Origin of the sequence: Flavivirga spongiicola, assembly GCF_030540825.1 — a bacterium.
Classification (GTDB): Bacteria; Bacteroidota; Bacteroidia; order Flavobacteriales; family Flavobacteriaceae; genus Flavivirga; species Flavivirga spongiicola.
On sequence record NZ_JAUOEO010000001.1, the window covers coordinates 679,302 to 695,571 of the forward strand.

Sequence of the window (16,270 nt, forward strand, 5' to 3'; positions counted from 1 at the left end):
ATTTAGTTTTTCTTATCTTTATTCGGATTAATCTGAATATATAATGAAACGAACCCTTTTTTTATTGACGCTATTAGCTTCAATTTCTGTATTATCTCAAGAATTTTCAATGGACTTATTAAAAAACATGCACCCACGGAACGTTGGTCCTGGTGGTATGTCTGGTCGCGTTACAGCCATTGATGTTGTACATTCTAATCCAGATATCATGTATGTAGGTACCGCCTCCGGTGGTTTATGGAAATCTACTTCTGGAGGTATTAGTTGGCAACCTATTTTTGATAAAGAAGTTACTGCTTCTATTGGAGCCGTTGCCATCCAGCAATCAAACCCAAGTGTGATTTGGACTGGAACTGGAGAAGGTAACCCAAGAAATAGTTTAAATGGTGGTTATGGCATATACAAATCATTAGATGGTGGCAAAAATTGGAAATTAATGGGCTTAGAAAAAACACGTCATATCCATCGTGTTGTTATAGACCCAACAAATCCTAATACCGTTTATGTTGCTGCTATTGGTTCTCCATGGGGTGTACATTCAGAACGCGGTGTTTACAAAACGACTGATGGTGGTAAAACATGGAATAAAATATTATTTATCAATAATAAAACCGGAGCAGCCGATTTGGTTATGGATCCAACAAATCCTAATAAATTAATTGCGGCCATGTGGGAACATAAACGAGACCCTTGGTTTTTTAATTCAGGCGGAGAAGGTTCCGGTTTACATATAACCCATGATGGCGGTGAAACCTGGAAAAAAGTAACCGACGAAGATGGCTTACCAAAAGGAGATTTAGGGCGTATAGGTATTGCTATTGCTGCTAACAAACCCAATACTATTTATGCGCTGGTTGAAGCTAAAAAAAATGCACTTTATAAAAGTGAAGACGGAGGTTTTAAATGGCAAAAAATAAATGATAAAAGCGGTATTGGTAATCGCCCCTTTTATTATTCTGAAATCTATGTAGATCCACAAAACGAAAATCGCATTTACACAGTATTTACATATGTCAATGTTAGTCAAGATGGCGGGAAAAACTTTTCGCAGCTTATGCCGGCTTATGGTGCTAATAATGGTATTCACCCAGACCATCATGCTTGGTGGATACACCCTACCAATGGTGATTTTATGATAGATGGTAACGATGGTGGGTTAAACATTACTAAAGATGGCGGCAAAACGTGGCGATTTATAGGAAACCTACCTGTAGCTCAATTTTATCATATTAACATAGATAATGATATTCCATATAATATTTATGGAGGCATGCAAGACAATGGCTCTTGGAAAGGACCTGCTTATGTCTGGCGCTCGCAAGGTATTAGAAATTCTTACTGGCAAGAAATAAGTTTTGGCGATGGTTTTGATGTTGTTCCGGACAAAGAGGATTCTCGCTTTGGTTGGTCTATGAGTCAACAAGGTTTCGTAAGTAGATACGATTCTGAAACTGGAAATAATTATACAGTAAAACCAACACATCCTGATGCTGATGTAAAACTTAGGTTTAATTGGAACTCAGCTATTAATATAGATCCTTTTAATTCTAGTACCCTTTATTTCGGAAGTCAATTTGTTCACAAATCTACCGACAAAGGCTTAACATGGACAGTTATTTCTGAAGACTTAACAACCAATGATCCTGAAAAACAAAAACAAAGCGAAAGTGGCGGGTTAACGATGGATGCCACAGGGGCAGAAAATCACTGTACTATTTTAGTTATTGAGCCTTCTCCTCTGGAAAAAGATATGCTTTGGATTGGCACAGATGACGGTCGTGTGCATTTCACTCAAAATGGTGGTCAGACTTACACCGATGTTACAAAAAACATTAAAGACCTTCCATCAGGGAGTTGGATTCCTCAAATAAAGGCATCTAATAAAAATAAAGGTGAAGCCCTTTTAATCGCCAATGATTATAGACGTTTTAACTATACGCCTTATGTTTATAGAACTAAGAACTATGGTAAAACATGGCAACGTATTGTCGATGCTAAGGACGTAAAGAGTTATACATTGTCAATAGTAGAAGATATAGAAAACCCCAACCTGTTATTTTTAGGAACAGATGATGGCTTGTATATATCATTGGATGCAGGAAGTAAATGGACTAAATGGACAGAAGGCTTTCCTACTGTTCCTGTAAAAGATTTAATTATTCACCCGCGTGAACATGATTTAATTATTGGAACCTTTGGGCGTGCTGCATGGGTTTTAGATGATATTCGTCCATTACGAGCTATCGCTAAAAATCAGCAAGTCCTTAATCAAAAGTTAGAATTATTTCAACCTCCCACGGCATATCTGGCTGCTTATCAACAACCAACCGGAACCCGCTTTGGAGGTGATGCCATATATCATGGAGAAAACAGAAAAACAGCAGCGCAAATATCCTATTATGTAACCATTGATAAAAAAGAGACGTCTAGTGAAAAGGAGGAGGAAGAAGAAAAAGAAAATGATATTGATGACGAAAAAGAGGGTGACGATAATACTGATAACACGATTGATGAGAACCTGAATCAAGTTCAGGTAAAATGGGATTCGTTAACCATGAAAATTTATGATGGAGACCGCTTAATAAGAACATTAAAGCAAAAAGCACCTAAAGAAACTGGTATGCATAAATGGACCTGGTATATGAATGAAAAAGGCCCTGATAGAGCATCTCGAAGGATTAGCAAAAACACCAATGAACCTGGAGGCGTTAGAGTAAAACCTGGGACTTATAAAGTAGTATTGAATTTTGGAGACCAAACCTCGGAGGAGATGATTACTATCAAGAACGATCCACGTTTAAATAAATCGGACGGTGCCATCAATGCGGTATACAATGCTTCAAAAGATATTGAAAACATGATACAAACCATGGCAGATGTTGTTAAACAATTAGTTGAAAGTAAACAAGTTGCCAAAAAGTATCAATCCGAATTAAAAAAATTGGATAAAGAATTATACAAAGACCAAGTAAAAGCTTCAAAGGATATCACCAAGAAGATTGATGATATTATTAATTCGTTTTTAGGAAAAGAAGATAAAAGACAAGGCATCACCCGCAATCCAGAAGTCGCTATTATCCAGCGTATAAATCAAGCTAATGGTTATGTTAGATCCAGACAAAATGGATTAACCTCAACAGAAACCACACTAATAGAGCATGCAAAAGAAGCTTTAAAAAATGGAGTTGATAAAACAAATACGTTTTTTGATGAAGACTGGAAAACCTACAAAAATTCGGTAGAAAACATAAAATTATTGCCATTTAAAGATGTGAAATCATTTAAAACCAATTAAATATGAATAAACTGGTAACTTTAGTACTTCTGGTTTTGTTTATCTCTTGTAAAAAAGAGAAACAAACGAAAGAAGTCACTCTTAATTTAAAAGAGTACACAATTGAACAGTTCATGGATAATGAAGCTGTAGGTGGAGGAAGTTTTTCCCCAGATAAGTCAAAATTATTAGTCTCTAGTAATCGTTCTGGAATTTATAACATGTACACTGTTCCAACTGCTGGTGGTGACTTTATACCTGTAACGGCTTCAGATTCTTCATCAATTTTCGGCATTTCTTATTTTCCAAATGATGAACGTATGTTATATAGAGCTGATGGTAATGGGGATGAAATTTACCATTTATATTTACGAGACATAGACGGTACCATTACAGAATTAACACCAGATGAAGGGGTAAGAGCTTCTTTTTACGGTTGGTCTCATGATGGAAAAAGCTTTGCTTATGGCTCTAATAAAAGAGACAAACGTTATATGGATATTTATGAAATGACCATTGAGAATATGTCTTCTGAACTCATTTACCAAAACGATGAAGGTTATAGTCTTAATGCTATTTCTAGCAATAAAAACCTCATCGCTTTAAGTAAAACAATAAACACAAATGACAGTGATATTTTTATTTATAATAGAACGGATAAATCACTTACCAAAGTAAACGAAAATCAGAGCAGTAATTCTGCTCAAGATTTCTCTTTAAACAATGAAACACTTTATTATACTACAGATGATGGTGCAGAGTTTTCATATCTCATGAAATATAACATCGCCACTGGTGAAAAGGAAAAGGTTTTAGAAAGACCTTGGGATGTAAGTGGTATTTATTTTACTCAAAATGAGAAGTACATGGTAAGTTTTATAAATGAAGATGCTAAAAATTCCATAGAAATACTGGACATGTCTTCAGGTAAAAACTTAGAGCTTCCAGATTTTCAGAACGGTAGCATAACTAGTGTTGGTATTTCCAGAGATGAAACGATGATGCGTATGTATGTTGGAGGCTCAAATAGTCCATCAAATTTATTCACGTACAATTTTGCTACTAAAGAGCAACATCAACTTACTAATGTACTTAATAAAGATATAGACATAAATCATTTAGTAACGGCTAAAGTGGTTAGATATAAGTCTTTTGATGGTGTAGAAATTCCTGCTATTTATTATTTACCACATCAAGCATCGACTGAAGATAAAGTACCTGCACTTGTTTTGGTACATGGTGGACCTGGAGGTCAAAGCAGGCAAAACTTTAGTTCTCTAACACAATATCTTGTTAACCATGGCTATGCTGTACTAGCTGTAAATAATCGCGGAAGTAGTGGTTACGGTAAAACATTTTTTCAAATGGATGATCTAAATCATGGCGAAAAAGATTTACAAGATTGTGTAGAAGGTAAAAACTGGTTAGCCACACAGCCAGAAATTGATGCCGATAAAATTGGTATTATGGGAGGGTCTTATGGCGGATACATGACGATGGCTGCATTAACTTATACACCAGAAGAGTTTGCTGTAGGTGTTAACTTATTTGGAGTTACCAACTGGATTCGTACCCTTAAAAGTATTCCACCATGGTGGGAATCTTTTAAAGATGCACTTTATAAAGAATTAGGGAATCCTCATACGGCGGACTCCATAAGACTACACAGAATATCTCCTTTATTTCATACTGATAAGGTAACCAAACCTTTAATTGTTTTACAAGGTGCTAAAGACCCTAGAGTTTTGCAAGTAGAATCTGATGAAATCGTCGCTGGTGTTCGTAAAAGTGGCGTCCCTGTAGAATATGTTCTATTTGAAGATGAAGGACATGGTTTTGTAAAAAAAGAAAATCAAATTGAAGCTTACAGCAGCATTCTTAAATTTTTAGATACATATCTTAAAAAAGAAAATGCCTCTATAGATGGTGAAATACCCGTAAAAGAAATAGAAGCTGAAGTAGTAAACTAAATAAAGCGAAAAACGCTACTTAAAAAGTAATCTATTTTGTCATTCAGAGCGCAGCGAAGAATCTTTTTAAAATATAATGCATTATTTATAAAAACATAAGATTCTTCGCTGCGCTCTGAATGACACTTTTAGTCTTTTTTATTTTAATAGATCGGTCTTTATTCAATTCGTTTTAAACCTTCTAATCTTTCAATTTTTATTTGTTTTCCAATAGTAGAAATGAGTCCTTCTTTTTTAAATTGAGATAAGACTCTTATGGCCGACTCTGTAGCAGTACCTACTATATTAGCAAAATCTTCACGAGATAACAAAACACTAAGCGTACCATCTGGATTAACCCCAAAACTATTATGTATGTAAATTAAAGCTTCTGCTAATCGTTGTCTCACAGATTTTTGTGCCATGTTTACTATAATATCATCAGCTTCTCTTAAATCATGTGCCATATCTTTCAATACATCAAATGAAAACTTCGGATTGTTTTGAAGATCTGCTATTATTTCACTTTTAGGAATAAAACAAACTTCCATGTCATTTAAAGCGGTTGCCTGTAAATTAGAATTCTCATCACTTACCAGAGAACGCTGACCAAGTAATTGACCTTTAACAACCATTTTTACTATTTGGTCTTTACCGTTTTCACTTAACTTAGAAAGTTTACAAATGCCATCCTTAACGCAATAAACGCCATTTACAGCATCACCTTCTTCAAAAATGACCGTGCCTTTTTTTATAGTGTGAGAAGTTTTACAATTAGAAATACGCACTAACTCATCTTTAGTCAACGACTTAAGCGAGTTAAACTGTTTGATAATGCATTGTTCACATTTACCCATAACAAATAATTGAAAGTTCTGTAAAAATAGAGAAAACATGACAATTATCATATGATAAAGTGAAATCATTTATGACTTTTGTTGCAGGTATAAATGAGCAAATAATAATGAGCAACAACACATGTTTTCATTGTGGGTTAGATGCTACATCTTCTACAATTACATTTGATAATAAGTCATTTTGTTGTAATGGTTGTAAAACTGTTTACGAAATTTTTTCTGTAAACGATTTAACCTGTTACTACGATCTGCAACAAGCACCTGGGGCAACCCCCAAGGATATTGAAGGTAAATACAATTTTTTAGATAATGCCAAAATTGTAGAGCAGCTACTGGAATTTAATAATGATGGTACTCAAATAGTTACGCTATATGTTCCACACATTCATTGTAGTTCATGTATTTGGATTTTAGAAAACTTAAACAAGCTAAATCCTGCCATAAGTGCATCTATAGTCAATTTTGGTAAAAAAAATGTGCGGGTCACTTTTAATAGCGAATCACTTACATTAAAAAAACTCGTAGCATTATTGAGTAGTATTGGCTACGAACCTTTTATAAGTTTAGACGATTATAGTGTTGGTAAAAAGCACATTGACCGATCCTTAATATATAAATTGGGAATTGCAGGTTTTGCTTTTGGAAATGTCATGTTTTTGTCATTTCCAGAGTACTTTCAAGTGGATGGCTTTTGGATAGAAAAATATAAACACCTTTTTAGATGGTTGATGTTTTTCTTTTCACTTCCTGTTGTTTTTTATTCTGCACAGGATTATTTCATTTCAGCATTTAAAGGTCTTCGATCTAAAATTTTAAATATCGATGTTCCGATTGCTTTGGGTGTTTTGGTATTATTTGTTAGAAGCTCTTCTGAAATTATCTTTGATGCAGGTTCTGGTTTTTTTGATAGCTTAACAGGACTTATCTTCTTTCTATTACTAGGAAAGTTTTTTCAACAAAAAACATATACATTTTTATCTTTTGAACGTGATTACAAATCGTACTTCCCTATTGGAGTTACAAAAATAACAACAGAAGGAACAGAGGAATCCATACAAGTATATGATATTGAAAAAGGCGATCGATTACTTATTAGAAATGAGGAACTCATTCCTGTTGATTGTATTTTAATAAAAGGAACCGCTCGTATTGACTATAGTTTTGTTACTGGTGAATCTAAAATAGTGTCAAAACAATCGGGAGACAAATTGTTTGCAGGTGGTAAACAGTTAGATGGTAGTATTGAAGTGGATGTATTAAAATCAGTGGAACAAAGTTATCTAACACAACTTTGGAGTAACGATGTATTTAAAAAAGACAAAGAATTATCGTTTACAAACATTACCAATAGTATTAGTAAACGCTTTACAATTGTCATTTTATTAATCGCTTTAGTAGCTACCACTTTTTGGTTAGTAACAGATCCAAGTAAAGCATTAAATGTTTTTACTTCGGTATTAATTATAGCGTGTCCATGTGCCATTGCTTTATCCGCCCCTTTCACTTTTGGGAATATTTTACGCATTCTGGGAAAGAAAAAATTCTATTTGAAAAATGCCAGTGTCATTGAGCAATTAGCCAAAATAAATACTATTATTTTTGATAAAACAGGTACCATAACCGCCAATAAAGAAACGGCTATAAATTATGAAGGTTCTCAACTTTCTTTAGATGAAGAAACATTATTAAAAAGTACATTACGAGGGTCTAATCATCCATTAAGTCGATCGCTATATAATATCTTAAATAAGCATGACATACTTACTTTAGATACTTATGAAGAATTTTTAGGAAAAGGTATTGAAGCAAAATACAAAGATCACAATATAAAAATAGGATCCGCTCCTTTTGTTGGCCATACAAGTGATACAGCAACATTAAATACAACTGTTCACGTGAGCACAAATAATAAATATAAAGGCAAGTTTACATTCTATAATGCCTACAGAAAAGGAATTTCTCAACTATTTAATACACTTAAAAAGGAGTACGACTTAGTGATTCTTTCTGGTGATAATGCAGGTGAAAAAGATAACTTAACAAAACTACTCCCAACAAAAACAAAGCTACTTTTCAATCAAAAACCAGAAGACAAATTAGAATACATTAAATACCATCAAGACGAAGGTGCCAATGTATTGATGATTGGAGATGGACTAAATGATGCCGGTGCATTAGCACAAAGCAATGTTGGTATTGCTATTTCGGAAAACGTAAATGTCTTTTCTCCTGCCTGCGATGCTATTTTAGATGCTTCAAAATTCAACCAATTATTTAATTATATAAAATTATCTAAATCCGCTATAAAAATTATTAAATGGAGCTTTTTACTCTCGTTTATATATAATAGTATCGGGCTTTATTTTGCTGTTACTGGTCAGTTAGCACCAGTGATAGCTGCTATATTAATGCCACTTAGTTCTATAAGTATAGTCGCATTTACAACTATAGCGACCAATATTGTTGGACAGAAAATCCCATCCTAAATCCTTCCCAAAGGGAAGGACTTGGATACCGATTAAACATAACAGTTCCCTTTCCTTTGGAAAGGGTTAGGGAAAGGAAATAAATAAACAGAACATGATAAAAGTCATTTTTTAACAATAAGTATGAAAGTAATTTTGAACCATAACTTCAAGTAGGTATGAGTGTTATTTATATTTTATTAGCTATAAGCATTGTTGTAGCTGTTGGTTTCTTTATAGCCTTTATTTGGGCTGTAAAAAAAGGACAGTATGATGATAGTTATACCCCTTCCGTAAGAATGTTATTTGAAGATGAACTCGTTAAAGATAATTCCAATGAAACAACAGATTAATAACTATAATTACGAACATCGCTATCACAAAAATCAAAAAAACCAATCATAAATTTGGCGACTTCATATCGCCTTTAAAAATTAAATAATCAATTATAATATGGAAATGCAGCAATTTCATTACGATAATAAGATCGTTAAAAATTTCATTTACGCTACCATGCTTTGGGGTGTTGTGGGAATGTTGGTAGGCTTACTACTGGCATTTATGTTTTTATTCCCTAATCTAACCGACGGTATTTCATGGCTAAGCTTTGGTCGATTAAGACCATTACATACCAATGCCGTTATTTTTGCTTTTGTTGGTAATGCTATTTTTGCAGGAGTTTACTACTCCACGCAACGTCTATTAAAAGCTAGAATGTTTAATGACACCTTAAGTAAAATTAACTTTTGGGGCTGGCAACTTATTATAGTAGGCGCAGCAATCACATTACCTTTAGGCTATACAACATCTAAAGAATATGCTGAATTAGAATGGCCATTTGATATTGCTATTGCTGTTATATGGGTTGTTTTTGGATGGAACTTAATTGGAACTATTCTAAAAAGAAGACAACGCCATTTATATGTTGCTATCTGGTTTTATATAGCAACTTTTGTTACCGTTGCTGTCCTTCATATTTTTAATAGTTTAGAATTACCTGTAAGTGCATTAAAAAGTTACTCGGTTTATGCAGGCGTGCAAGATGCCTTAGTACAATGGTGGTATGGGCACAATGCGGTAGCATTCTTTTTAACCACACCTTTTTTAGGGCTCATGTATTATTTCATTCCTAAAGCAGCTAACAGACCTGTATATTCTTATAGGCTATCCATTGTTCACTTCTGGTCATTAATCTTTATATACATTTGGGCAGGACCTCATCACCTATTATATACAGCATTACCAGAATGGGCACAAAACTTAGGTGTTGCATTTTCAGTCATGCTATTAATGCCATCTTGGGGTGGTATGATAAACGGGCTTTTAACTCTAAGGGGGGCTTGGGACAAAGTACGTACAGATCCTGTTTTAAAATTTATGGTGGTAGCCATTACAGGTTACGGTATGGCAACCTTTGAAGGTCCTATGTTATCGCTTAAAAACGTTAATGCTATTGCTCACTTTACAGACTGGATTATCGCTCACGTACACGTAGGCGCCCTGGCATGGAATGGGTTCCTAACCTTTGGTATGATATATTGGCTAGTGCCTAGACTTTTCAAAACAAAACTATTCTCTGTTGGATTAGCTAATCTACATTTCTGGATTGGCACACTAGGTATCATTATGTATGCCTTACCAATGTATGTTGCTGGTTTTACACAAGCAAGTATGTGGAAGCAATTCAATCCTGACGGTACATTAGTTTATGGTAACTTCTTAGAAACTGTTACAGAAATTATTCCTATGTATTGGATGCGTGCCATTGGAGGAACACTATTCATTACAGGTATGTTAATCATGGTTTACAATGTTATTGTAACCATTAGGCAAGGTAGCAACGTCGAAAATGAATTAGCTGAAGCACCAGTTTTAGAGCGTGTTACTAAAAAACGTACTGCTAGTGAAGGATGGCATACCTGGTTAGAACGTAGACCAGTTCAGTTAACACTCTTAGCTACAGTCGCTATTCTAATAGGTGGTATCATTCAAATTGTACCTACCATTATGGTAAAGTCTAATATTCCGACCATAGCTAGTGTAAAGCCTTATACACCTTTAGAATTAGAAGGTCGCGATATTTATATTCGAGAAGGCTGCGTAGGTTGCCATTCACAAATGATTCGCCCTTTTAGAAGTGAAGTAGAACGGTATGGAGAATATTCAAAAGCAGGCGAATTTGTTTACGATCACCCATTCCTTTGGGGTAGTAAACGTACCGGACCGGATTTACATAGACTAGGCGGTAAATATTCTGATAATTGGCACTTTAATCACATGTACGATCCGCAAAGTACCTCATCTGGGTCCATTATGCCTCGTTATCCTTGGTTGATAACAGGCAGCAGTAGTAAATTGGATAAATCTATGACTGAAGCTAAAATGGAAGTTATGGTATCATTAGGGGTTCCTTATACTGAAGAAGACATTGCTAATGCGCAGGAAGACATGTTAGCACAAGGCTCACAAATAGAACAAAACCTTTATAGTGATCCTGATTTTGCTGATACGTATGAAGCCGATAAAAAATATGCTTCTGAAAATGGTGAAGACTTTATCGAGATGAAAAACAGAGAAATTGTAGCGCTTATAGCTTATTTACAACGTTTAGGAACCGATATTAAGGTAGAAACAGCACAACAATAACCATCAAAAATAAAACACATGTTAAAATTTGTAAAAAACCATATGGAGAGTATTACAGGTATCGAAATTTATCCGATGATCTCTTTACTCATCTTTTTCATATTTTTTGTAGCCCTTTTTTGGTGGGTCATTACTGCTAAAAAAGATTATATAAAAACCGTAAGCAATATTCCATTAGACAACAATCAAAACGACGATATATCATGAGAAAATTAATCCCATCCTGGATACGAGTTCCAATTGTGTTCTTTATTATTTTTGGAGCTGTAGAATTCTTTATAGACTCAGGTGATAAACCTGCTTTTATAGAATATCCTACCGTTTCATTATTCTTATTGCTAGTACTTCTTATTTTAATCGCTATTGAAGCCATTGTTGGTGCATTAGAAAATGTGATGCTTCATAGATTAGATGAAGAAGCTAAAGCGCGATTTTTAGAAGAAAAAGAAAAGCAATATCAATTTACGTGGTTAAAAAATGCATATATAAAACTTCTTGGGCAAAAGCCTCTTGATGAAGAAGGAGAAATTATTTTAGACCACAATTACGATGGTATAAAAGAACTCGACAATAACTTACCACCGTGGTGGTTATACGGCTTCTACATCTCTATTGTTTTTGCTGCTGTCTATTTATTGAAATATCATGTTTTTAATGGCGATACTCAAATTGATGAATTAGAAACCGAACTAGCAGAAGCAAGAACTGCTATTGAAGCTTATAAAAAAACGGCTAAAGATTTAGTAGATATAAATACGGTTACATTGCTAACCGAAGCTGCCGACTTAAGCGCAGGTAAATCTATTTTCGAAACCACTTGCGTAGCTTGTCATATGGCTGATGGAGGCGGTGGTATTGGCCCAAATTTAACCGACCAAAATTGGATCTTAGGTGGCGATATAAAAAGTGTATTTAGAACAGTTTCTGAAGGTGGGCGTTCTGGTAAAGGTATGATTGCCTGGAAGCAGCAACTAAAACCATTAGAAATAGCACAAGTATCAAGCTATGTTTTAACATTTCAAGGTACAACACCTGCCAATCCTAAAGCACCAGAAGGTGATATATGGGTAGATGAAAATGCTGAAATATTAGAATCTAATTGAAAACAATCTTTATTCCTTGTTCTTGAAATTGAATAAAATTAAGACCTGTCAGGTTTTAAAAACCTGATAGGTCTACAAAAATTAAAATATAAAAACGATTTTGGAAACGCCAGAAAACGAAACATTCAGAGATTCTATAGGTACAGTTACCGAAGAAGGTAAACGTGCCTGGGTATTTCCAAAAAAACCTAGCGGGAAATTTTATAAATACCGAAAGTGGGTAAGTTATGGGTTACTGGCCTTTTTATTACTGTCTCCTTTCATAAAAGTTAATGGGAATCAGTTTTTAATGTTCAATGTTTTAGAACGTCGTTTTAATATTTTTGGATTTCCATTCTGGCCGCAAGACTTTCATTTGTTTGTAATCTCGATGATTATTGGAGTCATTTTTATTACACTTTTCACTGTCGCGTTTGGTAGGATTTTCTGTGGATGGATTTGCCCTCAAACCATTTTTATGGAAATGGTTTTTCGTAGAATCGAATATTGGATTGAAGGTGATAGAGGGAAGCAAATAAGATTATCAAAACAACCATGGAATGCAGAAAAAATCAGAAAAAAAGGATTAAAACTAATTATATTTCTTATTATTTCTTTCATTATTTCCAATGTATTTTTAGCCTACTTAATTGGAAGCGATACCCTCATTCGTTATATAACCGATGGCCCTCTTGATCATGTAAGCACTCTTATTTCATTAACTATTTTTACAGCAGTATTTTATTTTGTTTTTGCATGGTTTAGAGAGCAAGTGTGTATTATTGCTTGCCCTTATGGAAGATTGCAAGGTGTACTTTTAGACACAAAATCTGTGGTTGTAGCATACGATCATAAACGTGGTGAAGCTGAAAAAGGCAGAAAGAAATTTAGAAAAAATGAAGACAGGCAGGCTTTAGGTCATGGAGATTGTATCGATTGTTTTCAATGTGTCAATGTATGTCCTACCGGAATTGATATTAGAAATGGCACACAACTGGAATGTGTAAACTGTACCGCTTGTATTGATGAATGTGACCATATTATGGAAAGCATTAATCTCCCAAAAGGCTTGATTAAATATACCAGTGAAGATAATATTGAAAAGAAAACACCTTTTAAATTAACAGCAAGGATAAAGGGCTACATTGTGGTTCTTTCTATTCTAATTGGCTTGCTAACTGGTATGCTATTTTTAAGAAATGATGTAGAAGCCAATGTATTAAGGTTACCTGGCCAATTGTACGAACATAAAGAGAATAATATAATAAGTAACGTTTTTACTTATAAATTAGTGAATAAGACTACTAAAGACATTGAAAATGTGAGTTTCAAATTGATGTCGCATAAAGGAGGTTTAAAACTAGTGGCTACACACGATAGTTTTGTAGTACCAAGCCAAGGGATTGCAGAAGGCACTTTATTTATTGAAATAAATAATTCGGCATTATCAGGTGATAGAAATAAAGTAAAGATAGGTGTATACACAGATGATAAATTAATTGAGACAACAACGGCTAATTTTTTAGGTCCTAGGAGTTATAAATAGTATGCAGTTAGCTTGGCAATGTATGATTGATTTAGATGTTTATTGAAGTCTTGTAATAAAAAAGCCCGACCCAAAGGGGAATGCTATAATAAAAGAATAAGTAACAGATTTCCTCCTTCGAGGGAATAATAAAAGAATATCGTTATGAAAATAAACTGGGGAACAGGAATTGTGATTGCATTTATAGGTTTTATAAGCTTTATAATGTATTTTATTATAACCATGAATGTAGATGATGCTTATGATCATGATTTAGTGACAGAAGATTATTATGCCGAAGAACTAGAATATCAAAAAGATATTGATAAGTTAAAAAATGCTAAAAATTTAAACGAAAACATTACATATAAAAAAACTGCCGAAGGATTAATTATTCAATTTCCTAAGGCTATAGGCTTTAAAAAAATCACTGGAAAAATATTCCTATATAGACCATCTAACAAACATTTAGATTTTGATACTACTATTTCATTATCTAAACCCAATTTGCTCATACCTGACAATCGTTTGGTAGATGGTCGTTGGAATATTAAAATTGATTGGCAATATAATGGAATTTATTATTTATTTAAAGAATCTATTAATTATTAAATTCCCTGAACAGGAAGACATTAAAATAATCACTAAAAAAATGTTCCTATATAGACCATCTAACAAACATTTAGATTTAGATAATACTATTTCATTATCTAAACACAATTTGCTCATACCTGACAATCGTTTGGTAGATGGTCGTTGGAACAATAAATATTTTTTTGAAACGAACTATTCTCGAGGCAGAGTGTCAAGGAATTCTTTTCAATTAAAATTGATGGACAATATAACGGAGTTTCTTATTTAAAGAATTGATTAATTATTAATTATGCTAATTTCGGCATTCATATTAGGGCTTTTAGGAAGTTTTCACTGTTTAGGCATGTGTGGTCCCATTGCTTTTATGCTTCCTTTAGATCGAACAAATGCTTTTAAGAAGGTATCTCAAATCACTATTTACCATCTTGGTAGACTATTAGCTTACAGTATTATTGGTTTAGTTTTTGGGCTTATAGGTAAGAGCCTGTATATTTTTGGGTTTCAACAACAACTTTCTATTATCACTGGACTTTTAATGATTTTGATTGTTTTAATTCCACAAAGAACATTTAACAAATATAACTTCTCAAAACCTATTTACAAGCTTATCTCTAAAGTAAAATCTGCTTTGGGTCATGCTTTAAAAAAGAAAACTTCCGACACCTTTTTAACCATAGGTTTCTTAAACGGTTTTTTACCTTGCGGACTTGTTTATATGGCTTTATTTGGGGCTATTGCTAGTGGAGACACGTTAAAAGGGAGTCTCTATATGGCTGTTTTTGGTTTAGGGACTATTCCGTTAATGACGGCTGCTATTTACTTCAGCAACTTTTTAAAAGGAACCGCCAGACAAAAAATACAAAAAGCAATTCCTATTTTTGTTGTCTTTATTGGTTGTCTTTTTATTCTTCGCGGTTTAGGCCTTGGAATACCTTACCTCTCTCCAGCTCCTGTTTACGATATGGTTTCAAATAGTATTGATTGTCATTAAACATTAAAAATTAATGCCCTGTACTGAGTTGGCGATTTTTTAAGATATCTTTTAAAATACTTTACAAAATACGAAGCATCTTCAAATCCTAATTCATAGGCAATTTCATTAACTTTTAATGATGTAAAGGCTAATAAACGCTCTGCTTCTAAAATAACACGCTCTGATATTAAGACTGAAGGAGGTTTTGTCGTGATCGTCTTTGTAATCGTTGTAAGTGTTTTAGTAGAAATATGCAATAAATTGGCATAGTCACTAACCGTATAATTTTTTTTATAATATTGTTCTATTAACTCTCGAAACTGTAAATATTGTAATTCATATTGACTAGTTAAACGAATATTTTCTTCTACATTTTGACGGTGTGCTCTCTCTAAAACAATAAGCAACGATTTTAATAAATATCTAATAACTTGCTGGTGTCCAAAACCCTTTGCTTTAGCTTTCTCTTTCTTTATAAGATGAATATAAGAATTAGCCAAATCAATAATCTCTTCTGTAATGCAATAACAAGGTTTACCTTGATTATTAAACACATTATATTTTAGAAAAATATCGACATCAGATTGCATTAAAAAACTTTCATTAAAATGAATGAGCACTCCTTCATGATTAGCATCTTTATCAAAAAAATGTATTTGATTTTTAGAAATAAAGAATATAGAATTAGCTTTTACTAAATGCGCGTCAAAATCTATAAAATGAACACCACCTTCATTATAAATCCATAAAATCTGATAAAAGCTATGCGAATGTGGTAATTGCGCATGTGCACCATTAATCGCTAAATAATCTTTTAAATTAAAAACTTCAAATTGAAGTTTTTCAGGATATCCTTTATGAAGATGGTACTGTTCAATATTTGTAGCATTCTTTTTCAATGTATT

Annotated in this window: 12 protein-coding genes; 10 read left to right on the forward strand and 2 right to left on the reverse strand. The window is 33.6% G+C overall.

Annotated elements, in window-relative coordinates; translation table 11 throughout:
• Window positions 1-43: 43 nt before the first annotated feature.
• Window positions 44-3,295 (forward strand): WD40/YVTN/BNR-like repeat-containing protein, encoded by a 3,252-nt coding sequence (locus tag Q4Q47_RS02565; RefSeq protein ID WP_303305090.1) that lies wholly within the window; start codon window positions 44-46, stop codon window positions 3,293-3,295.
• A 2-nt stretch (window positions 3,296-3,297) separates the two neighbouring features.
• Window positions 3,298-5,244: a S9 family peptidase gene (locus Q4Q47_RS02570; RefSeq protein ID WP_303305091.1), complete on the forward strand. Its 1,947-nt coding sequence runs from the start codon at window positions 3,298-3,300 to the stop codon at window positions 5,242-5,244.
• A gap of 158 nt (window positions 5,245-5,402) precedes the next feature.
• On the opposite strand, the gene Q4Q47_RS02575 is transcribed toward Q4Q47_RS02570, so the two are convergent.
• Window positions 5,403-6,080 carry a Crp/Fnr family transcriptional regulator gene (locus tag Q4Q47_RS02575; RefSeq protein ID WP_303308436.1) on the reverse strand — a complete coding sequence of 226 codons (678 nt, stop codon included), beginning with the start codon at window positions 6,078-6,080 and terminating at the stop codon, window positions 5,403-5,405.
• Between the two features lie 107 nt (window positions 6,081-6,187).
• On the opposite strand from Q4Q47_RS02575, the gene Q4Q47_RS02580 reads away from it, so the two are divergent.
• The 8 genes from Q4Q47_RS02580 to Q4Q47_RS02615 all read left to right on the forward strand — a co-directional run bounded on the left by Q4Q47_RS02580 (window position 6,188) and on the right by Q4Q47_RS02615 (window position 15,383).
• Entirely contained in the window at window positions 6,188-8,566 is a 2,379-nt protein-coding gene (locus tag Q4Q47_RS02580) for a heavy metal translocating P-type ATPase (RefSeq protein ID WP_303305092.1), read from the forward strand.
• A 158-nt stretch (window positions 8,567-8,724) separates the two neighbouring features.
• Window positions 8,725-8,898: a cbb3-type cytochrome oxidase assembly protein CcoS gene (ccoS, locus tag Q4Q47_RS02585; protein ID WP_303305093.1), complete on the forward strand. Its 174-nt coding sequence runs from the start codon at window positions 8,725-8,727 to the stop codon at window positions 8,896-8,898.
• Window positions 8,899-8,998: 100 nt separating this feature from the next.
• Window positions 8,999-11,191 carry a cytochrome-c oxidase, cbb3-type subunit I gene (gene ccoN, locus Q4Q47_RS02590; RefSeq protein WP_303305094.1) on the forward strand — a complete coding sequence of 731 codons (2,193 nt, stop codon included), beginning with the start codon at window positions 8,999-9,001 and terminating at the stop codon, window positions 11,189-11,191.
• Between the two features lie 18 nt (window positions 11,192-11,209).
• On the forward strand, window positions 11,210-11,398 hold the full coding sequence (locus Q4Q47_RS02595; RefSeq protein ID WP_303305095.1) for a CcoQ/FixQ family Cbb3-type cytochrome c oxidase assembly chaperone: 189 nt from the start codon (window positions 11,210-11,212) through the stop codon (window positions 11,396-11,398).
• Window positions 11,395-12,294 carry a cbb3-type cytochrome c oxidase N-terminal domain-containing protein gene (locus Q4Q47_RS02600; protein WP_303305096.1) on the forward strand — a complete coding sequence of 300 codons (900 nt, stop codon included), beginning with the start codon at window positions 11,395-11,397 and terminating at the stop codon, window positions 12,292-12,294. The genes Q4Q47_RS02595 and Q4Q47_RS02600 overlap by 4 nt, the downstream gene beginning before the upstream one ends.
• 100 nt (window positions 12,295-12,394) lie before the next feature.
• Window positions 12,395-13,819: a cytochrome c oxidase accessory protein CcoG gene (gene ccoG / locus Q4Q47_RS02605; RefSeq protein ID WP_303305097.1), complete on the forward strand. Its 1,425-nt coding sequence runs from the start codon at window positions 12,395-12,397 to the stop codon at window positions 13,817-13,819.
• Between the two features lie 144 nt (window positions 13,820-13,963).
• Window positions 13,964-14,410 (forward strand): FixH family protein, encoded by a 447-nt coding sequence (locus Q4Q47_RS02610; protein WP_303305098.1) that lies wholly within the window; start codon window positions 13,964-13,966, stop codon window positions 14,408-14,410.
• A 271-nt stretch (window positions 14,411-14,681) separates the two neighbouring features.
• Window positions 14,682-15,383 carry a sulfite exporter TauE/SafE family protein gene (locus tag Q4Q47_RS02615; RefSeq protein ID WP_303305099.1) on the forward strand — a complete coding sequence of 234 codons (702 nt, stop codon included), beginning with the start codon at window positions 14,682-14,684 and terminating at the stop codon, window positions 15,381-15,383.
• On the opposite strand, the gene Q4Q47_RS02620 is transcribed toward Q4Q47_RS02615, so the two are convergent.
• Complete coding sequence (locus tag Q4Q47_RS02620) at window positions 15,380-16,264, reverse strand: AraC family transcriptional regulator (protein WP_303305100.1); 885 nt, start codon at window positions 16,262-16,264, stop codon at window positions 15,380-15,382. The genes Q4Q47_RS02615 and Q4Q47_RS02620 overlap by 4 nt on opposite strands.
• Window positions 16,265-16,270 lie beyond the last annotated feature (6 nt).